The 21,234-nt window shown below is 29.7% G+C and carries 21 protein-coding genes and 1 CRISPR repeat array (1 of these 22 running past the window's edge); of the genes, 17 read left to right on the forward strand and 4 right to left on the reverse strand.

The genetic code is table 11. The annotated features are described in order from the left end of the window. Positions 1–28 precede the first annotated feature (28 nt). From GM3708_RS09265 to GM3708_RS09280, 4 genes are all read right to left on the reverse strand, one after another. Complete coding sequence (locus tag GM3708_RS09265; protein WP_066345889.1) at positions 29–319, reverse strand: hypothetical protein; 291 nt, start codon at positions 317–319, stop codon at positions 29–31. A 152-nt stretch (positions 320–471) separates the two neighbouring features. Further along, complete coding sequence (locus tag GM3708_RS09270; RefSeq protein ID WP_066345892.1) at positions 472–1,821, reverse strand: cell wall metabolism sensor histidine kinase WalK; 1,350 nt, start codon at positions 1,819–1,821, stop codon at positions 472–474. After that, positions 1,787–2,464: a response regulator transcription factor gene (locus GM3708_RS09275; RefSeq protein WP_066345893.1), complete on the reverse strand. Its 678-nt coding sequence runs from the start codon at positions 2,462–2,464 to the stop codon at positions 1,787–1,789. The genes GM3708_RS09270 and GM3708_RS09275 overlap by 35 nt, the downstream gene beginning before the upstream one ends. Before the next feature lie 127 nt (positions 2,465–2,591). Further along, positions 2,592–3,446, reverse strand: a complete 855-nt coding sequence (locus GM3708_RS09280; RefSeq protein ID WP_066345895.1) for a WYL domain-containing protein — start codon at positions 3,444–3,446, stop codon at positions 2,592–2,594. Positions 3,447–3,573: 127 nt separating this feature from the next. Here GM3708_RS09280 and GM3708_RS09285 point away from each other — a divergent pair, with 127 nt between their 5' ends. The 17 genes from GM3708_RS09285 to cas2 all read left to right on the forward strand — a co-directional run bounded on the left by GM3708_RS09285 (position 3,574) and on the right by cas2 (position 17,700). Further along, on the forward strand, positions 3,574–3,837 hold the full coding sequence (locus GM3708_RS09285; protein ID WP_066345898.1) for a nucleotidyltransferase family protein: 264 nt from the start codon (positions 3,574–3,576) through the stop codon (positions 3,835–3,837). Positions 3,838–3,875: 38 nt separating this feature from the next. Continuing rightward, positions 3,876–4,220, forward strand: coding sequence for a DUF86 domain-containing protein (locus tag GM3708_RS09290; RefSeq protein ID WP_066345901.1), 345 nt, complete (start codon positions 3,876–3,878; stop codon positions 4,218–4,220). After that, positions 4,213–4,665, forward strand: a complete 453-nt coding sequence (locus tag GM3708_RS09295) for a type VII toxin-antitoxin system MntA family adenylyltransferase antitoxin (protein WP_066345902.1) — start codon at positions 4,213–4,215, stop codon at positions 4,663–4,665. Before GM3708_RS09290 ends, GM3708_RS09295 begins: the two co-directional genes overlap by 8 nt. A 3-nt stretch (positions 4,666–4,668) precedes the next feature. Further along, positions 4,669–5,043: a type VII toxin-antitoxin system HepT family RNase toxin gene (locus GM3708_RS09300; protein ID WP_231932890.1), complete on the forward strand. Its 375-nt coding sequence runs from the start codon at positions 4,669–4,671 to the stop codon at positions 5,041–5,043. 57 nt (positions 5,044–5,100) lie between these two features. Next, positions 5,101–7,281, forward strand: coding sequence for a type I-D CRISPR-associated helicase Cas3' (cas3, locus tag GM3708_RS09305; protein WP_066345903.1), 2,181 nt, complete (start codon positions 5,101–5,103; stop codon positions 7,279–7,281). A gap of 266 nt (positions 7,282–7,547) precedes the next feature. After that, positions 7,548–7,865: a hypothetical protein gene (locus GM3708_RS09310; RefSeq protein ID WP_066345909.1), complete on the forward strand. Its 318-nt coding sequence runs from the start codon at positions 7,548–7,550 to the stop codon at positions 7,863–7,865. 218 nt (positions 7,866–8,083) lie between these two features. Continuing rightward, the gene (locus GM3708_RS09315; protein WP_066345912.1) at positions 8,084–8,338 is read left to right on the forward strand and encodes a hypothetical protein; all 255 of its coding nucleotides are present in this window, start codon (positions 8,084–8,086) and stop codon (positions 8,336–8,338) included. A 69-nt stretch (positions 8,339–8,407) separates the two neighbouring features. Then, positions 8,408–11,914 carry a type I-D CRISPR-associated protein Cas10d/Csc3 gene (gene cas10d / locus GM3708_RS09320; RefSeq protein WP_066345914.1) on the forward strand — a complete coding sequence of 1,169 codons (3,507 nt, stop codon included), beginning with the start codon at positions 8,408–8,410 and terminating at the stop codon, positions 11,912–11,914. Between the two features lie 20 nt (positions 11,915–11,934). Next, on the forward strand, positions 11,935–12,213 hold the full coding sequence (locus tag GM3708_RS09325) for a hypothetical protein (RefSeq protein ID WP_066345915.1): 279 nt from the start codon (positions 11,935–11,937) through the stop codon (positions 12,211–12,213). Positions 12,214–12,215: 2 nt separating this feature from the next. Then, entirely contained in the window at positions 12,216–12,422 is a 207-nt protein-coding gene (locus GM3708_RS09330) for a hypothetical protein (protein WP_066345924.1), read from the forward strand. A 37-nt stretch (positions 12,423–12,459) separates the two neighbouring features. Beyond that, positions 12,460–13,479 carry a type I-D CRISPR-associated protein Cas7/Csc2 gene (cas7d, locus tag GM3708_RS09335; protein WP_066345926.1) on the forward strand — a complete coding sequence of 340 codons (1,020 nt, stop codon included), beginning with the start codon at positions 12,460–12,462 and terminating at the stop codon, positions 13,477–13,479. Positions 13,480–13,539: 60 nt separating this feature from the next. Beyond that, positions 13,540–14,289 (forward strand): type I-D CRISPR-associated protein Cas5/Csc1, encoded by a 750-nt coding sequence (gene cas5d, locus GM3708_RS09340; RefSeq protein ID WP_066345929.1) that lies wholly within the window; start codon positions 13,540–13,542, stop codon positions 14,287–14,289. A gap of 131 nt (positions 14,290–14,420) precedes the next feature. Then, positions 14,421–15,239 (forward strand): CRISPR-associated endoribonuclease Cas6, encoded by an 819-nt coding sequence (cas6, locus tag GM3708_RS09345; RefSeq protein WP_066345931.1) that lies wholly within the window; start codon positions 14,421–14,423, stop codon positions 15,237–15,239. Between the two features lie 58 nt (positions 15,240–15,297). Beyond that, a complete protein-coding gene (gene cas4, locus GM3708_RS09350; protein ID WP_066349397.1) occupies positions 15,298–15,891 on the forward strand; it encodes a CRISPR-associated protein Cas4 in 594 nt (197 codons plus the stop codon). Between the two features lie 85 nt (positions 15,892–15,976). Continuing rightward, on the forward strand, positions 15,977–16,345 hold the full coding sequence (locus GM3708_RS09355) for a four helix bundle protein (RefSeq protein WP_066345934.1): 369 nt from the start codon (positions 15,977–15,979) through the stop codon (positions 16,343–16,345). A gap of 60 nt (positions 16,346–16,405) precedes the next feature. Continuing rightward, positions 16,406–17,413, forward strand: a complete 1,008-nt coding sequence (gene cas1d / locus GM3708_RS09360) for a type I-D CRISPR-associated endonuclease Cas1d (protein WP_066345935.1) — start codon at positions 16,406–16,408, stop codon at positions 17,411–17,413. Between the two features lie 11 nt (positions 17,414–17,424). Further along, the gene (gene cas2 / locus GM3708_RS09365; protein WP_066345939.1) at positions 17,425–17,700 is read left to right on the forward strand and encodes a CRISPR-associated endonuclease Cas2; all 276 of its coding nucleotides are present in this window, start codon (positions 17,425–17,427) and stop codon (positions 17,698–17,700) included. A 226-nt stretch (positions 17,701–17,926) separates the two neighbouring features. Then, a CRISPR array of direct repeats spans positions 17,927–21,234; the repeat unit is 37 nt; unit sequence GTTTAAATTATTATTAATACCTATCAGGGATTGAAAC; it runs 2,783 nt beyond the window's last position.

The following is a 21,234-nucleotide window of genomic DNA, read 5'->3' on the forward strand; positions in this document are numbered from 1 at the left end:
TAAATTAATCAAAAATTTACATTAATTTTTATTCTTCATTGAGAGGTTTACGACGACGAAAAATTCCTGACATAACAATACCACTGATAACCATAGCAATTAATCCCAAACCATTGAGAAGTACATAAAAAACTCGTAAATCTTTCCCTAAAAATTCTCCTTGATGAATAAACAAAATCATTTCTCCAAATTCATCAGAAGCACCAAACCAACTTCTAGCCACTCGATAAAAAACTCCTGTAAATGCCGTTAGAAATATTGGTAAAAACACTATCGGTGCAAATTTACGGTGTAATTTTCTTAAAGCTTTAATATCCATAATCAACTTAAAATTAGTTTTATTTTACTTAATAGTTTTGAGTATAAAGAACAAAAGTAAAGATTCAGGGAAGATGAAAATAAGTAAAAATATATCTAAATTTTTAAATACACGAAAGAGGGAAGACTCAGAAGAAAAATAGAGAAAAAAAACTAGGAAAGAGGTAAATAAATGCAAAAAAGACTTCCTTTTCCTAATTCACTATCAACAGTTATTTTGCCACCATAATTAGTGACAATTTTTTCGGCAATAGCTAATCCTAATCCTGTGCCTTCTCGGCGATGATTTCTACCTTCTTCCCCTCGCCAAAAACGTTGAAAAATATATTTTAATTCTGTTTCTTTAATACCAATACCTGTATCTTTTACTTTAATTACAGCATAGGGATAATTTTTTTCTAGGATGACGATGATTTTTCCTCCTTCAGGAGTATATTGCAAAGCATTATTAAGAATATTACTGAATAATTGTTGTAAATGATTGATATTTCCTTTCACTAAAATATTATTGACTAAATGAGATTCTATAGTAATTTTTTTTGATTCAGCTTTTATTTGAACAAAATCGAGTAAATCTTCCCACATTTCTTCAATAGGAATATTTAATAAGTTTTTTTCTTTTTCTAGCTTTTCATTATCCATTCTTGCTAATAAAAGTAAATCATTAATCAAAATTTTCATTTGATGAGTTGCCGTAGTAATAGCTTGAATTTTAGTTAAATCTGACGGCTCAATTTTTTCAGGATGAGATAAAATAACTTCCGTAGATGTAGAAATTACGGTAAGAGGAGTTCGTAATTCATGGGATGCGTCGGCAGTAAATTGTTTTAATTCTTGAAAACTAGCTTTTATGGGCTTTAAAGATTCTTGAGTTAGAAAAATTGCTCCTCCTGTGCTTAATATCAAGATAAAAAAACCTGTTAAGGTTAAACTCCATTGCAATAACTTTAAATTTTTTTCTAAAGTTAGTGTTGATTCTGTTACTTTTATATAACCGATTAATTCTCCAGATTCATTATTACTATAAACTGGTAAAATTAAAGAAAAAAGATGTTTTTGTTGATCATAATCATGAGTAGTTTTATTTTGTACAAAACTATTCCACTTATTTAGTAAATTACCTTCTTGAATTAATAGCTGATGTTTTTCATTAAACCACTGTATTGATTGATTTTTCTCAGCAAATAAATTTTTAGAAGTAACTTGATTATTGTTTTCTGATTTATTAATTAAATCAGCTAAAGTTAACCTTGAAAAAGGCTCATGATAATATTCTTCATGTTCATGTTTAACTAACTCCAATATTTTACTAGCATTTTCTGCTAGTCTTAACATATGTTCTTCAAATTGTTTATATAAATGATGAGCAATAATATGATAAATCAATAATCCTGAAGCCGAAAAAATTGCTATCATTACGGATAAATAATAAAGAATTAATTTAATTTTTAAGTCTTTAAATTTATCTTTAGAAATTGGGATTAAGTCTGTAGCCCAAGCCATATATATTTTCAATTAAATTAGGATTTCCTCCAGCTAATTTTAATTTATTTCTTAAGCCTTTGATATGAACTTTTACTGTTTCTTCTAAGGGTATATCTTCCAATAACCATAATCTTTCCATAATCATTCCTTTGGTTAAAATACGATCACCACTACGTAAAAATAATTCTAATAAATGATATTCTTTAGGAGTTAAATCTACCAGCTTATTATTATATTTTACTTCGCATTTACTAGGATCAAAACTAATATTTTCCCATGTTAAAATTGGCGGGAAATTGGATTGATTTCTTCTTAATAATGCTCTAATTCTCGCTAATAATAATTTTAAATCAAAAGGTTTCACTACATAATCATCTGCTCCAGCATCTAAACCTGTTACTTGATCTAAATTTGTATCTTTAGCAGTTAACATTAAAATTAAAGATTGACAATGAATTTTTCTAAGTTTTTGACATAAAGTAATACCATCTATTTTTGGTAACATTAAATCTAAAATAATTAAGTCATAATTCATGGTTTGAGCTAATTCCCAACCTATCTGCCCATCAAAAGCTGTTTCGACTAAATAATGATTATCTTTTAATATTTCAGCAGTCGCAGAGGAAATTCTTTCATCATCTTCTATTATTAAAATTTTCATAAAGCAACCTCTAGGGATACTTAAATTATTTTTGCTGATTTTATCATAAAATATTTCAACTCATAGATAATCATTAATTAAAAGAAATTATTGAGTATCTTAAAAAAGAAAAAATAGTTGAAAATAATTAAGATAAATAAAGCAAAGATATTTTTTCTATTTCCATCATAAATTGTTGCTTAATTGATTCAGGAGAAATAATTTGACAATTTTCGCCATAGGGTAATACTTCTCTAATTAACCAAAAAGGATTACTAACTTTTCTGACTATTACTAATTTATCCCCTTTTCGATCTTCTTCTGTGATGAATGTTATATCTTCTAATTTTGACTCATAAGCCTTAATCATATTACCATAAAAGTTTAATATAACTTCAATATAATCTAATCCCTCTTTTCGCCAACGATTATTAGATTTAAGGATATTTTTAATTCTATCAAATCGAAAACACCAATTATGAGTTAATTCGGGAATCTTAGGGGGTAGATTAACTTCTTCACACCATGCTTCTAAATAAAATCTTTTTTCGTGGAATCGGATTTCACCATAGCAAACATTAAAAATTTCTTGCTCTTTTTGGCTATTTTCATAAACTAATAAAAAGGGTTTTTGTTCGCTTAAATGGAAATCGATGGCTTTTCGCCACCCTTCAAACTCATGACTAATCTGATTAATTAATTGTTGTTGCATTGGGGTTTCTAGTTTCCCTTTTTCTAGTAAAAGTTCAACAATTATATTTGCAAATTGCATTTTTCCAGAATCTGTAAGTAATTTTACTACCGTTTCTAAAGCTCTTATTTGATTATTGTTTAACTCAAAAGGTTTTCCTACATATACTTCCTCAGATGCGATTGCATTCATTAAAGCCGAGATAGAAGGGCGATCACCCCAAGTAAGATTAAGCTTTTGGGCGACATTTTCTAGCTTTTCTTTTGTTCCTTTTTGGATTGATAAGGTAATTGTTTCTGTTTTTCTCACCATTTATAAATAAATTTTGATTTTTAATCAATTAAATACTTGTACTTTTTAAAAAAGATGTTATATTAGATTTATGTTAATTAAATTATAGCATAATAGTTAAAGTACAATAAAATAAATAGAGAAAATTATGAATATCAATATAAAGTCACTTCGAGAAAAACGAGAGGAAATAATTGCGATCACACTAAAACATGGAGCGTATAACGTGCGTGTATTTGGTTCAGTTGCAAGGGGAGAAGCAGACGAAAAAAGCGATATTGACTTCTTGATTGATTATGACATTAATAAAATTATCCCTTGGTTTCCTGTGGGGTTAATTCACGATTTGCAGGATTTTTTGGGCAAAAAAGTGGATGTTGTCACCGCCAACGGATTAAAAGTCTGTAAATAAAGAATTAAAGACAGAGTATTTCAGGAGGCAATTAATTTATGAGAGATGACAGCGAAAGAATCAGGGATATTCAGGAATGCCTTGAAAAAATAGAAAAATATGCAGTAAAAGGTAAAAGAGTTTTTTATGAAGATGAGTTAATTCAGACGTGGGTTATTCATCATTTACAGATTATTGGTGAAGCTAATAGAGCAATTTCTGAACAATTTAAAGGTAAATATCCTCAAGTTTTATGGTTAAAAATAACCGATTTTATGAATTTAATTGTCCATGAATATTTTAGGGTTGATTTAAACATTGTTTGGGAAATTGTCGAAAATGAATTACCAAAATTAAAGCAACAAATTAACGATATTTTAAGGGATATACAATCTAATGAATAATCAAAATACTGACATTAAGACATTACAAAAATTAGCTCTAAAAATACCCGAAAAAATGCCTTATATAAAAATGATAATTCTCTTTGGTTCAAGGGTAAGGGGTGATATTCACGATCGAAGTGATTGGGATTTTGCTATTTCTTATGATAAAGAAATCGTTGCAAAAACTATGAAAAATAAAGCATCTGGTTGGTTTGCTTACTCCATTGATTTGAATGATATTTTTGAGCTTAAAACAGATCATATTGACATTGTGGACTTGAATAATTGTTCAGATTTTATCACCCATTATATTGCTCGTGATGGCGTTTTAATATATGAAAAAGATCAAGGAGAATTTGAGCAGTTTAAACGACAGAAATTAAAAACAGAAAGAGAAATGACAATCATAACTAAAAACATGAGGGCAGAAATAGAAGAATTTTTAACAAAGTGTGGAGTTTAAGCAATGTTAGATGAAAGAATTATTCTCAGAAAATTTCAAAAACAAAAAGAATATTTGGTTAAATTAAAAGTTTATGAAAATATTGATTATGACACTTTCCTAAATGATCAGATGATTCAATTTGCCATCGAACGTTTACTACAATTAACAATACAAGTTGCCTTAGATGTAAACCGTTATTTATTCAAATCATTATTAATTAAACAACCAGAAGAAAATGCGGAAAGTTTTATCAAATTAGCCCAATTAAAAATCCTTGATGAAGACTTGGCATTGAGATTAAAAGAGTCAGGGAAAATGCGTAATTTATTAGTGCATCTTTACGAAATAATTGAACCTCCCTTTGTCCATTTGGCTATTAAAGTAAAGAAACTCTGAGAGATTATCCTTTATATCAAAGACAAATTTTAAACTATTTAGACAACTTAGAAAATAATGTATAGCATAAAATTAAAACCTGTTTATTCTTGCCCTGCGGATAAAATGCCTCAAGATATTAATTTACCTGAAAATTGGTCATTATCTTGGCATCAATTAGAAACGTTTAAAGCCATTAATGATCCAAATATTGATGTTATTTTTAATATAGCAATGACGGGAGATGGTAAAAGTTTAGGTGCTTATTTAGATACTTTACAAGGAGAAAAAAATGAGCAATTTCGTTATATTTTAGCTTTATATCCTACTAATGAATTAGCTAGAGATCAACAAGCACAAATTAATCATTATATTGATTTATTTAAACCTAATAACGAGCCTCGTATCAATCGTTTAAGTGGTGCAGATTTAGAAATTTATGCTGAAACCGAAGACATCAGAAAAGAAGAGGCGATCGCAACTAAAATTGAAAATTCAGAAATTATCCAAACTAATCCCGACATTCTACATTATCTCAGAAAAGGGGCTTATTTAATGCCCAAAGATCGTCCTGATAAATTATGGAGTCCTTTGGATAACAAATTCAAATTTTTTGTTTTTGATGAATTTCATATATTTAATGCACCTCAAATCACTAATATTATCAACACGATGTTATTAGTACGTCACACCAATCGAGATAAAAAATATCTTTTTCTATCAGCAACTCCAGAAACTCAAATAATTGAAAGATTGCAAAAAGTAGGGTTTAAATGTAAAGTAATTGATCCCTATCAAGAACAAAAATATCAATTTCCTGATACTTTGGAAGAATACCAAGAATTAGAAACAAAAAAATGGCGTAAAGTAGTAGGAGAAATATCCTTAACCTTTATCCCTTTAGAATCTGCTTATAATGCTTCTGAAAATTGGCTAAAAGAAAATAAAAATATTATCTTATCTCACTTTCAAAAATATCAAGGATGTAAAGGAGCAATTATTCTTAATTCTATTGCTTCAGTCAAGCGTTTAACACCTTTATTACAAGAATTTTTATCACCCTTAAAAGTTCAAGAAAATACCAGTTTAACGGGTAAAATAGACAAGGAAAAATCTTTAGATGCTGATTTAGTTATAGGTACTAGCACGATCGATGTTGGGGTAGATTTTAAAATTAATTTTCTAATTTTTGAATCGGCAGATGCAGGAAGTTTTATTCAAAGATTAGGCAGATTAGCACGACATGATAGCTATGAAAAGGAAGGGAAAAAAATTAATTTTGATAACTTCACAGCTTATGCTTTAACTCCTAATTTTTTAGTAGAAAGGCTATTCAATGAACAGGATAAAAATTTAGAAGAAAATGCTATTTACGACCGACCATTTTTTCATGAGCAAATTAGAAATAATTATCGCAAAATTAATAACTTTGAAGGATATTATCAACGTTGGGGAGGGGTTTTATCAGTGTTACTCAGTGGTAAATCTGGATTAGGACATAAAACCATTGAACAACAATTTGCTGGTAGTAAAGAAGCATTTAAAAAAGATTGTGAAACAGTATTTAATCTTAATCTTAAAAAGACCGCTTTTTGTATGAAAAAATGGGGTGAAGAATGGCAACAATTATCAGGTAAAAAAGGAAATCCTATTCTTGAATCTGCTAGTAGTTTTCGAGGTTCGAGCGCCCTTCAATGTGGTTTATACGACTTAACAGAAGTTAATGAGTGCGATCGCTTTAAAACCTATAATTTACCTAGTATTTTAAGCAATTTAGACATCGAACCGATAACCGAAGCTGAATTTAAGCGAATTTTGGAGAAAACTAAAGCTAACACGAATATACCTATTCCTAAAGGGCGTTTTCGTCATTGTTTAGGCTTTATGAAGTTAAATGGTTATCGAGAGGAAAGATTAAATTGGAAATTTACCCATGGTGGTGACTTAAAGGCGATCGCAGATTCATGGAAAGTAACGGTTTTATCTGGTATTCAAGTTTATCAACCCGACAACCGTTGGATTAATGAGATTAATAAACGACTGAAAATACAAGGATTAGTTAGTTATGTTGTGCCTTATCCTATGTCGGGGGTTAAGAGGCGTTTACAATTACCTATGCACTTTGAAATCTATCCCATTGATGAGGTAGCCAGAGATGAAAAACCTCCTTATTCGATCGCTTTTGGACAATCAGCTTTACTTCTCGATACCCTAGCATATCGTTTAAAAAGTAAAGGAGGTGAATCATGGATTTGTTAGAGTTTCAATCCCTCATAGGTATTAAAGGCATTAATAAAAGAAGCAAACGTCATTGCATTCATGAGTATTTGTTTCAATCCCTCATAGGTATTTTTTCATGCTTTACAAAAACAGTTTATAGATTAAATTACCATATCACAAAAATGATTGATTCTACATAAACCCTAAAAGGGGTCAAATAATCATGTATCTTAATTATCAAAATAAGCTATTATTAGATTGTTAGTTTTATTAAAGGAGTTTAAAACATCGTAAGAATAAAAGTAATGAACAAAAAAACAGCACATAAAATTACTTCTGCCGCCTCGTTTTTAATTACGTCTGATGCTTTGAAGTGTAGAAAGTATTTAGAACCTTGTCTTCGTCTTAGTCTCGATATTTTAGAAGTTTTGCGTAATAGTGAGTATAAACATTATACATCTCGGCAAATTTCTCAATATTTAGAAGAAAACAGTCAAACATATAGAGAAAAAGGTTTAAATGCTAATACTGTATGCCAAGTGCTACAAGCATTAAAAAGAGGAGGTATTGACTTATCCAGTAACAGTAAATTGGGATGGACTTTTCAACTAAAAGAAAAGTAAATCTTCAAGAAAGAAAATTTTACAGTTTTAATTTTAGAAAAAGTAACAATCATCACTGGGTACATGAGTAAGCAATCCGAGTCCCTCATATAATTTCGAGCTGATTTGGTATTTAACTCTTATATTATTCAGATAAACTGATTTATTTTATTTTTTTATTTATTGTGAAATTTTCTTTGTAAATAAAAAAATTAATCTGAAACAAAGGAGACATTCTCATGAAAAAATCTCGAAGTGAAAATAGCTCACAATTCTTTGAGCATATCCAATTATCTTTACCTTTATTTACGAGTCAAAAACCATTTTTAGACATGAAAAAACAAGTAAGAGGAAAAAACAGAAAACTTTTTGATACTTTGGAAAAAGTGATTAATGATTTTCAAGTTTCCTTACACAGAGATGAATTTCAATCAACAGAAGTCAGATTTGCAGTACGTCAATTGCTTTCTTTTACTAATGGAAATAAAAGCTAATAATTAATTTTTTGGGGGATATTTTATCCCTCTTTCATACCTATACTTAATATTTTGGAAGAGAAAATTATGGCTAAAAAAAGCAAAAATCCTAACTCAGAATCTAATCAACTACAGCTTGATTTATACAATAATAACAGTCAAGAGGATACATTTACACAAGAGGAAGAATTAATGAATTATGATGAATTTGACGATTATGACTATGATAATGATAACTTTAATTTAGGTGATGACTGGGAAAATAGCGATCGCACCATCGCACCGCCAAAAAGAGAATTAATTACCCTTAAACTCTTACAAGAAGCGATTATCAAACAAAATCCTGATGATATAGTCATGGCAGACTTTGCCGAATATGTTTTACCTAATTTGTTAAAAGTTGCCATTGGTGTAACTGCCAAGGGGGGGAAATGGATTGAAAAGAAGTTAGCTGAAGGAATTAAAAGCAAAAGGGCATTAGGTGATCAATCTCTCAATACTCATCTTTTAAATGGCTTATTTCCAGCTAATTTGATTCAAAAAGAATTACAAAAATTAGATACTACCGTTAGACGAGTCATTAAAGAAAAAGAAAGACGATTATCAACCGCAGGTTTTATTCTCCATGACTTTGAGAAATTCGATTATAGTCGTTTTCCCGAAATGCCTCAAAAATATATAGATTTGCAAAAAGATGAGACAAAAAAAATTAGAGATTTATCTGTTGCTGAACATCGAGAAATTATTACGGTTATCATTAAATATCTTAATCTCGATCGACTTATTGATCCCGAAAATCCAGAGGGTTACTTAGAATATTTAGACGATATTTTATTCATTGCCTATAACACTCAAACCCGTTATGACACCAACTGGAATTTATCCCATCATAGCGACTTAACACCGAAATTAACAGGAGATAAATTAAACTCCCTCGCCTATTTATCTTGTTTAGCCGATCGTTTTGCGTCAATCATAAAACATCCCCAAGACGCACTACAATCTAGTCTTAATGATTTAGTTGGGCGACTTAGTAACAGACAGTTAAAACTTTCTTACCATAGTATTGCAGAAAATAGAGGCGTTTTAACCAACATCCTTAACAATGCTTTAATCGATGCCCATATCAATCTCAATACAACAGAACAAAAATACTATTATCCTTTACTTTATTTGCCTACAGGAGTAGTTTATTTGTGCGATCGTTATGCACCGAATGTCAATAAAGACAATATTCCTGTATTAGTCGTTGATAAGATTAAATCTCTTTGTAACGATGAACTAAAAAAACGTCAAACGGGGTTTAACCGTGACGGTAAAGGCATTAAATATCCCGATTATTATGAGCTATTTTTTGATGATATTAGTTTAATGGAAGTTGCCCTCGATGCCACTATTAAGATTCTTAACGACAAAAAACTGCCTGTTTCTGCTAGTCGTAGTGAAAATTTAGTTCAATTTCAGCAACAAGAAATTTTACCGAGTTATTATAACTTTCAATTTTCTGATGATATTAGGATCGATCGAATTGCAGAATTTGGAGATACTGTAACCCGTAAAATTTGGGGGACAAAAGTAGAAAAAATCACAGAATTAATTAAAGAAAATAAAGCTCAAAGAAAAAATAATAAAAACTTACCCGAACTTCCTAATCTTGACTTAACATCCGAAGTATTAATTCAAAAAATTGCTGAATTTTGGGATTTATCTGACCATTTACTTGCAATTAATAGTATTCAAAATATCAACCAAAAACTAAAAGATAAAAACTTGAAAGGAAATACAGGAGGAGTTCCTTATGAATGGTACTATTTAGCCGTTAAATATTTAGAAAAAAATCAAGGAATAGAAGACATTAAAAAACCTTGCTTAGAATTAATTGAATATTTAAAAACTATCATTGAACCTGCCATAAACAAATACAATATTGATGATGGTTGGCAAGATTTAAAATCATGGGTTTTACAAGTAATAATGTTACCAGAAAAAGAGTCAAAAAATATAAATAATCATAAATTTTTAGAGGAATTAAATAATTATCAATTAGCAAAAAAACAAGGGCGGGGAAAACAACAAATTTGTTCTATTTCCCATTCAGCTTATACCGTTACAGAACAAAGAGAATCTGCCGTTTTATTTATGCCCCAAGTTTATACTAATAAACAAATGTTAGGGGGTTCTAATGCCACCAGAAATATCTCTAGTATTGCGGGTTTAGAGATGATGTTAAGACAAATTTTAATGAGTCAAACTCAAGCCATTGGCAAAAATTTTGAAGAAGCAAAATATCGTTATCTTTACTTTTATTCGACTTATTATTGCACTCCTGAAACTAATATATTTTTACATAAGGCTTATGATAATATCAGACAAACTCGTTTTGACACTGGGATTCGTAATCATTTTATTAGTAAAGATTTACAAGCAGATTTTAGTTTAGAAAACTATCAAACTGTGGATATTTTTCATTTAGATAATGATAATTCTAAAACCATAGATAAAACTTTCAAATTATCTTATCCTGAAAGTCAACCACTAACATTTTATTTCATTGCATTACCACCAGAAAAAAAAGGAAAAGATAAAAAGGTAACGGATACAGAATCATGGATTATGCCAACATGGTTAGGTTTTGCTTTTCCCATGATTTTAGATGTAAAAATTGCCGTTTCTGAGTCACCAATTCCACCGTTTATTGATGGTTCGGAATTTGATGAAACTGTCTTTTTAGATAGTCCACCAATCAGCATTAAAAGTTTAGTCAAAAAAGATAGATTTCGTCTTGATTATATTTTAGAAGGTTGGCAAGAAAATAATAAAAATTTTGCTTCTCCTTTAAATATTCTTACGGCTTCTTATGCTATCCATCTTGATGTTAATGCTAAACAAACTAAAAACGGTTATGAACCTAATTGGGGTAAATTAACCGAACTTACAAAAGATTTAGAAACCAGTCCTTTAACGGTTTTTTCTTATCTCAATAAATGGGTTCGTAAACAAAAATTGGACTCAGCAGGAATTAAGAAAATTAAGCTCTATGCTTATAATTTTTATCCCTGTTTTGACCCTTATATAACTTTTAATCTTGAAAAAGAGGAATTTATTATGCAACCAGAATCACCCTTAAATCATCCCTTAAATTTAACTTTACTTTATCGCAAATTTTATCGAGCTAAATCTAGTAAAGGAAATCCTATTAAAGCTAATGCAATTCTTAAACCTATTGATGAAGCCGCCGATGTTATTTTAACTGTTGATAAAGCTATCTCAGAAAATGAAGAAGCCTTAATTTATGAGGTGGGGGCAAGAATTTTTAAATTAATGGAAAGGGTACATTCATCTACTGCGGAAGGGCGTTGGATAATTGCTAAAAAAGATGAAGAAAGACAGGCAATTTTAGAGTTTGCAAATTACTTTGTTAAGGAGGTTTTTATGGGTGCATTTAAGGGCGATCGATCTCGTTTAGCAGGACGACAATTAAACATTATTCGAGATACTTGTGAGTTTCTTTATCGCCTAGAAAATGATAAAGAATTTCAAGAAAAAAAAGCTCAAGGATTAATTAAAACTGATGATAATTCAGAGGAGGAATAATTAGGTTAATTATTTAATTTATGAATCTCAGATTTTACATTGATCCCGAAACGGATTTACCCCATATCTACAACCATGATGTTCTCGAAAAAGAAATAGAAGAAGTTTTCTATAACTTAGGAGAAGATCGACCCGGTAGAGATGGATCACGAGTTGCGATCGGACAAACTCAATCAGGTCGTTACTTAAAAATTATTTATGTTCCCGAACCCGAATCGGATAGTGCTTTTATTATCACTGCTTATCAGTTAATAGGAAAGCCTTTAAATGCTTATCGTAAACGTAAAAAAAGAAAATAGCCATGATCAAAAATGAATTTCCGCAAGGATGGGATGAAAAACGAGTAAAAAAGCTCATCAATTATTATGAAAACCAAAGTGAAGATGAAGCAGTAGCCGAAGATGAAACTGTCTCATCCCAACAAACCTTAATGCAAGTTCCCACAGAATTAGTGCCAACTATTCTTGAACTAATTAACAAATATCAATCATCTTCATCTATTTCTTAAAACTAAAAAATTTATCAATAAATCAAGGAGAAAAATTATGTCTTTTTTAAAATCGATCGACTCTAAACATTTTCATACTGAAATCCCTTATAAACCTATGGGAAAATACGTTCATTTTCTAACTATTCGAGTCACAGAATCTTATCCTTTATTTCAAACCGATGAAGAATTAAATAAAGCCAGAGTTAGTGGTGGTATTGAAGATAAAACCCCTATTACTCGCCTTGCCATGTTTAAGCGAAAACAATCATCTCCTGAGCGTTTAATGGGGCGTGAATTGATGCGTAATTATGGTTTTATGACAGCCGAAGAATGCGAATATAATGTTAAATTTGCGATGGATAACCCTGATTCTATCATCTATGGATTTGCCATCGGCGATTCTGGTTCAGAGAAATCAAAAGTGATGGTAGATACAGCTTTTTCTATCACTTCCTTTGATGAATCCCACGAAACCTTTACTCTTAACGCACCCTATGAAAACGGCACAATGACATCCAAAGGAGAAGAGGGAAGTAAACCGGGGGAAGTAACAAGTCGTATTAATCAACAAGATCATATTAAACCACAAATATTTTTCCCTAGTATTGTCACCTTAAAAGATCCCACAGAAGGTAGTTTTTTATATGTTTTTAATAATATCTTAAGAACTCGTCATTATGGTGCGCAGACTACTCGCACAGGTAAAGTGAGAAATGAGTTAATTGGGGTAATATTTGGGGATGGTGAAATCTTCAGTAATTTACGTTGGACACAAGCTATTTATGATACTTTGAAAACTAATAATAAGTTCAATGATATTGATCCTTTAAATGAAGACGATGTTATTAAATATGCTCAAGATTCGATCGAAACTTTAATGAGAGATGAATTTATTGTTCACACAGATTTTATCGGTAATTCTTTTAAAGAATTATTAGAAGAAAGCAAAGTAATTTTGAGTAATGAAGAACAACTAAAAGCAGTGTTAAAACAAGCTGATGATGAAGCTAAAGCATACGCTAAAAAACACATTAAAGGTAAACAAGAAGATAAGAAAAAATCAGCTAAAAAATAACTGTAGGGTAGGCATTACCCAGCACAAAAAACTTAGAGAAAATAAATTGTATTTTTGATTATGACACATATTTATCAATGTGAAATTGAACTCCATGATAATCTTTACTATGCCACCCGTGAAATAGGTAGATTATACGAAACAGAAGCTATTTTACACAATTATAGCCTTTGTTATGCGTTAGGATTTGTGGACAGTGAAAAACATCGAACAACAGTTAATGATGAATATTCCTATAAGTATTTTTGTCAAGAACAAATACCTAAATATAAAGAACATTTAACTCTTTTAAATGAACAAGGAATTTATATAACTCCTGCTAAATCCATTTCTCATAGTGCCGTATTAAATACATGGAAATATGCCAATAATAATTATCATGTTGAAATGGAAAAAACACAAAAAAATATTCCAAGTTTTGGTAGAAATAAAGAAATTGCTCCAGAGAGTAAATTTGAGTGTTTTATTATTAGTAAAAACTCTTTTAAAAAAGAGAATACAGTTAATGTTTGGCAATGGAAAATACCAAAATTTATTCGTTTAGGAAAATGGATGAGTAAAGCTGAAGTAATAATAAACAAACTAGACTATAAAATCAAAAAAAATAGTAATTTTACTTGTGCTTATCCCCTCAATCCTTTAGATGTAATGTTTACTAATCAACTAATCTCTTACGACGTGATTAATATGCCACCAGTTAGCCTAATAAAAAATGTGACAATGAAGGGAGATCATTATCAAATCAGTCTTGATGAAAACTCTAAACAATTAGTTAATATACCGGTAAATATGAATTATCGTTTTGAATAATAAAAAAAAACCATGAAAATTATCGATCAAACTTAATCTTACACCTTTAGCAAATACTTGGGAATGAGAATTTATGTTCAATATTTAGCAGATGATTTATTTCCCATTAACTATACACTATTCACTAAAATATGCCTCACAGTTTAGTCATCAATTTTACACCTATTTCCGATATTCCTCTTGGTTATACTTCAGGGAAACATCTACACGGCTTATTTTTTACCTTAGTTAATGCCGTCAATCCAGAATTAGCGGAATATTTTCATCAATCGGTGGCAAATAAAAGTTTTACGGTTTCTTCTTTACAGGTTATTAATAGTAATAAAAATCAAGATAAGTTTTTACAATGGCAACAACAAAAAACTGTCAAAAAAGGTAGTAACTGTTGGTGGAAAATCACATTATTAGATGATACTTTATTTAGTCAATTAACCAAATTATGGCTTAATTTAAGACCAGAAAAACCCTATCATTTAGGAAGTGGAGACTTATTCATTACCAGTGTTTTAGCCAGTTCAGATAGTCACCCTTGGGCGAATGCGATGAGTTATCAAGAATTGTTCGATCGAGCTTCGGAAACACAAAGAAATATCAACCTAAAAATATATACTCCCACAGCATTTAGACAGGGGAAATATGATGTATCTTTACCTACTGCTGAATTAGTATTTAATAGTCTATTAAGGAAGTGGCAAAAATATAGTAATATCCCTTTTGATAATATTAATTTTGAGGAATTATATCCGGCTTATTTTGACATAAAAACAGAAATAATTATCGATAATAAAAGTAAATTTATCGGTTGTATTGGTACTATCAATTATAAAATTTTAGGAGAAATAGAAGCGATAAAAATTAAACAAATTAATACCTTAGCAGACTATAGTTTTTATAGTGGATTAGGGAGAAAAACGACCATGGGATTTGGCGTACTTAAAAGACTTAATTAATTATCTAAATATTCTTTGCGTCTTTGTGCCTTTGCGTGAAATAACCTTATCTTTAAATATTATGGAAAATGACTTTATTTCTATTGCTTCTTTAAACCATTATTCCTACTGTCCTCATCGTTATTGGCGAATGTTTTGTGCTAACGAATTTGAAGATAATCAATATACGATCGACGGTACAACTTTACACGATCGAGTCCATACAGTAGGCGATTTAAACTTAGGAGAAACATGGCAAATTAGAGCGATTTATCTCAAATCTGAACGGTATAAATTAATCGGTAAAGCAGACTTAATTGAAGCAGAAAACGGTACTTTTTACCCTGTTGAATACAAGCGAGGTAAAAAAGGCGAATGGATTAATGATGAGTTACAAGTTGTCGCTCAAGCTCTTTGTTTAGAAGAAATGACTGATACTAATGTTCATACTGGTTATATTTATTACGCTCAAACTCATCAACGACAGGAGGTAAAAATTGATGATAATTTAAAAAAAGATGCGATCGTAATTATTAAAGCAATTCAAGAAATAAATCAAACAGGAAAGATACCAAAAGCAGTTTATAGCAAAAAGTGTAAAGGTTGTAGCCTTTATTCTGCTTGTCTGCCGATAGCCAACGACAAAGTCAACCGCTACCGAGAAAGTGAATAGTGAATAATTAATAGTGAATAGTGGATAATTAAACAAATTAATAATCAATACTCTTTAGTCATTTTTGAAATTATAAACAAATAAAATGGATAGTATTATTTATCAAAAAGCATATAAATTTTCTTTAAGAATTATTAAAGCATATAGATATTTAATTGAAGAAAAAAAAGAGTTTATTTTATCAAAACAATTATTAAGAAGTGCTACATCTATTGGGGCAAATATTGCCGAAGCTAGTGGGGCAATTTCCAAAGCAGATTTTAGGCATAAAATGTCCATTGCTTACAAAGAATCACTAGAGACACAATATTGGCTTTCTTTACTCAAAGATTCTGAAGTCATAGATGTCAAAAGTTATCAAAGTATTAATCAAGATGCTGTAGAAATTAGCAAAATTTTATGCTTGATCGTAAAAAATACAAAAGCAAAAAATAATAAACAAGATACCAGCTAATTAGCATTAACTATTAATTATTAACTATACATTATTAACTATTCACTATTCACTATAAAAATGGGAACAATTTATATTACTCAAGATGATGCTTTTATTGGTAAAACTGATGAAAGATTACAAGTTAAAGCTGATAAAAAACAATTATTAGATGTACCTTTTATCAAGATAGATGGTCTAGTAATTTTAGGACGAGCAAATTTTTCTCCTGCTATTGTCTCTGAATTATTAACTCGCAAAATACCTCTCAGTTTTTTAACAAGTACTGGGAAATATTTAGGGAGATTAGAGCCAGAATTAACTAAAAATATTTTCATCAGAAAAGCTCAATGGGCAGTGACAGAAAATTCTCCAAAAGCTATTCATGTTGTCAACGGATTTATTCGAGGTAAACTAAAAAATTATCGCAACTTAATGATGTTAAGAAATCGTCAAGAGTATCATGAAAAACTAGAAAGCTCGGTCGAGCAAATTCAACAAATAATTAAATCTTTAGATACTAAAAATAACATTAATTCTTTGAGAGGTTTAGAAGGTGCAGGAAGTGCAATTTATTTTAGTTGTTTTAATGATTTTATTAAAAATAATAACTTTAGTTTTAAAACTCGTAATCGCCGTCCTCCAACTGATCCAGTTAATTCTTTACTCAGTTTAGGCTATGCTTTATTAAGGCATGATATTCAAAGTGCGGTCAATATTGTAGGTTTTGATCCCTATTTAGGTTATCTTCATGTTGCTCATTATGGCAGACCTGCTTTAGCATTAGATTTAATGGAGGAATTTAGACCAATTATTACTGATGCGATGGTTTTAAATGTGATTAATAATAAAAAATTAACTCCTCAAGATTTTATCACTGAACCCATCAGTAATGCTGTTTCTTTAACCAAAGAAGGACTTAAAATATTTTTAAGATCTTATGAAGAAAAAAAACAATCGAAATTTAAACATCCAGTTTTAAATAAACAATGTACTTACCAAGAAGCCTTTGAAATTCAAGCTCGTTTATTAGGTAAATATTTAATGTCAGAAACTGAACAATATACACCTTTAATCACTAAAAAATAATCATTATTATTATGTATATAATTATTAGTTATGATATTACAGATAATAAAAGACGTACTAGAATTCATAACATTTTAAAATCTTATGGTGAATGGGTACAGTATAGTATTTTTGAATGTGAACTCACCGAAACACAATATGCAAAATTACGTCATCGTCTCAGTAAATTAATTAAAAAAGATGATAATGATAATATCCGTTTTTATTTTATGTGTCGTTGCTGTCAAGGTAAAATAGAGCGTATTGGCGGTGAATTACCTAGAGATAATACTATGTTTTTTGTCTAATTTCCGTAAAGGAGAGGGTATAAAATTGGTTTTTCCTTCAAAAGTTTTTATCCTGTTTATGCCATAACGGTTTTGGGTTTTTCTATCTTTGATAACCTTACGTACTTTATGCTATAAGTACTTCAGCATTTTTTATGGACATTCTATTAATTTTTATATAGAATTTGAGTGGGCTTACGCAATTGTACCTTGAAAACTTTATCTATCAATAGCTTTGTTCAAGGCAGTTTAAATTATTATTAATACCTATCAGGGATTGAAACAAATGTGTTACAAATCAAGGATGAGAAAGGTGAAGGTTTAAATTATTATTAATACCTATCAGGGATTGAAACCTCTTACAGAATCCGAAAAATAATCCTCACCAAAGTTTAAATTATTATTAATACCTATCAGGGATTGAAACGGATATTGAGAGAATTTTCTGTATCAGGCTTAAGATTTGTTTAAATTATTATTAATACCTATCAGGGATTGAAACGGAGAGGAAATCTATTCGGGAGTATCGCGCTCATGGAAGTTTAAATTATTATTAATACCTATCAGGGATTGAAACGATTTTTTGCTCAACAATAAAAGGATTTCCTTGACGTTTAAATTATTATTAATACCTATCAGGGATTGAAACGTTTTTGAGAATGCTTACGAGTGGATGAGTGAAGGTTTAAATTATTATTAATACCTATCAGGGATTGAAACACTTTTTCGGCAAATTCATCCAGCGGAATTCCTGCGATGTTTAAATTATTATTAATACCTATCAGGGATTGAAACTTGACTATTATTTTGATTATTATTCTGATTAATGTTTAAATTATTATTAATACCTATCAGGGATTGAAACCTTCTGAAATTTTTTGAGAAAATAAACCAAAGATGTTTAAATTATTATTAATACCTATCAGGGATTGAAACTTTCTTGGATTTGAATTAATCTATATTTCTGTGATGTGTTTAAATTATTATTAATACCTATCAGGGATTGAAACATCATCCCGCCGAACATTCTTCTTTAGGGCTGGTGTTTAAATTATTATTAATACCTATCAGGGATTGAAACACCTGAAACGAATCCCTTAATTTACCAGTATCGACCGTTTAAATTATTATTAATACCTATCAGGGATTGAAACCGTAAAAATCGCTTTAGTGGCACTGAACTCAATTTGTTTAGTTTAAATTATTATTAATACCTATCAGGGATTGAAACGGGTATTACTAAAATTACTACGGACAATATAGGCGTTTAAATTATTATTAATACCTATCAGGGATTGAAACTTACAGCCCGTGAGGGATCACTTTCAAAAGCCTGTGTTTAAATTATTATTAATACCTATCAGGGATTGAAACCACCAATACAACAATGGTGCTGATTTTAAGATAGAGTTTAAATTATTATTAATACCTATCAGGGATTGAAACGCAAACGCCTCAGTCGTTATGTGGCTTCAGCGAATGTTTAAATTATTATTAATACCTATCAGGGATTGAAACATCAGATGATATATCAGATTGTATATCAAGATTGCTGTTGTTTAAATTATTATTAATACCTATCAGGGATTGAAACTCAATCTTTAAACCCTTTTATAATAAAGAGCTAGGTTTAAATTATTATTAATACCTATCAGGGATTGAAACTATTTCTCTAATGGGGGAGCTAAAAATCGTCAATGTAGTTTAAATTATTATTAATACCTATCAGGGATTGAAACTTAAACTAAATGATAATACTTTATCTGAAACGCTTATTAAGCAAGTTTAAATTATTATTAATACCTATCAGGGATTGAAACGACAGCTTCTTTATTAGCGATCGCTTTACATAGAAGTTTAAATTATTATTAATACCTATCAGGGATTGAAACGTTTTTGAGGTAACAAATTGGCTTTAATCTCAATGGTGCTGTTTAAATTATTATTAATACCTATCAGGGATTGAAACTAAGATACATAATATATTTAATGGGGATAGTACGTTTAAATTATTATTAATACCTATCAGGGATTGAAACAACATAGGAGGTATCGTAAAGAATAAAGATAATAGTTTAAATTATTATTAATACCTATCAGGGATTGAAACCAAGATGGTCAAATTTTCCGTACTGAGGATAAAAAGTTTAAATTATTATTAATACCTATCAGGGATTGAAACTTATTTTGGGGTTTTTGTAATTACCTTCTTTTTGGAGTTTAAATTATTATTAATACCTATCAGGGATTGAAACAACTATCCTACCGCCCTGTAGCCTCATGCGATTAATGTTTAAATTATTATTAATACCTATCAGGGATTGAAACATATCAACGTTTCCAGCTTGTTATGGTATATTGGATAAGTTTAAATTATTATTAATACCTATCAGGGATTGAAACATTAAGATCATCGTCGCTAATAGAATCTAAGCGAGTTTAAATTATTATTAATACCTATCAGGGATTGAAACAATTAACAATTACGGCGGTGAAATTCCGCCACTAAAAGGTTTAAATTATTATTAATACCTATCAGGGATTGAAACATTAGACCCATCCATGTAAGGTGCTTCTTTCATTTTTGTTTAAATTATTATTAATACCTATCAGGGATTGAAACATTCAATTCCTTTTTCGATATAATTTATCATACGTGTTTAAATTATTATTAATACCTATCAGGGATTGAAACGTCTCCATCTCCATAAAGTACTTTCTGCTATTTGTAAAGTTTAAATTATTATTAATACCTATCAGGGATTGAAACGCTAATACGACGTTTGAGGTACGAAAAAATAACAGGTTTAAATTATTATTAATACCTATCAGGGATTGAAACTTTAAATAGTATTAAAAGTATATTAATCAAAGATGTTTAAATTATTATTAATACCTATCAGGGATTGAAACTTCAATAACACTACCTTGTCCTCCACAGATAAAGAAAGTTTAAATTATTATTAATACCTATCAGGGATTGAAACTTTTCCTAATTCAGAAAATAAAGCTAATGTGCCTTTTAGTTTAAATTATTATTAATACCTATCAGGGATTGAAACGAATTTCAGGCATGGTGTAAAATCTTTTTTTTCTTTGTTTAAATTATTATTAATACCTATCAGGGATTGAAACAGCTTACAACTGCGAGAAAGTATCTGTAGCTAATGCGTTTAAATTATTATTAATACCTATCAGGGATTGAAACAGTTTGTTCTGCAAGAGCAATAGCTTCTTTATAAGGTTTAAATTATTATTAATACCTATCAGGGATTGAAACTTATTTTTCTTTTGTGCCAGTCAGAGTCGGTACGGAGTTTAAATTATTATTAATACCTATCAGGGATTGAAACTAAAGAGATTTCCATTATACCTTATTTTATTTAGAGAGTTTAAATTATTATTAATACCTATCAGGGATTGAAACAATTACAAAATTAAATAATCATTAATCTTGCCACTGGTTTAAATTATTATTAATACCTATCAGGGATTGAAACAATCTAATACTGGAGCTGATAGCGTGGCTGGGAATGTTTAAATTATTATTAATAC

Origin of the sequence: Geminocystis sp. NIES-3708, assembly GCF_001548095.1 — a bacterium.
Lineage (GTDB): Bacteria > Cyanobacteriota > Cyanobacteriia > Cyanobacteriales > Cyanobacteriaceae > Geminocystis.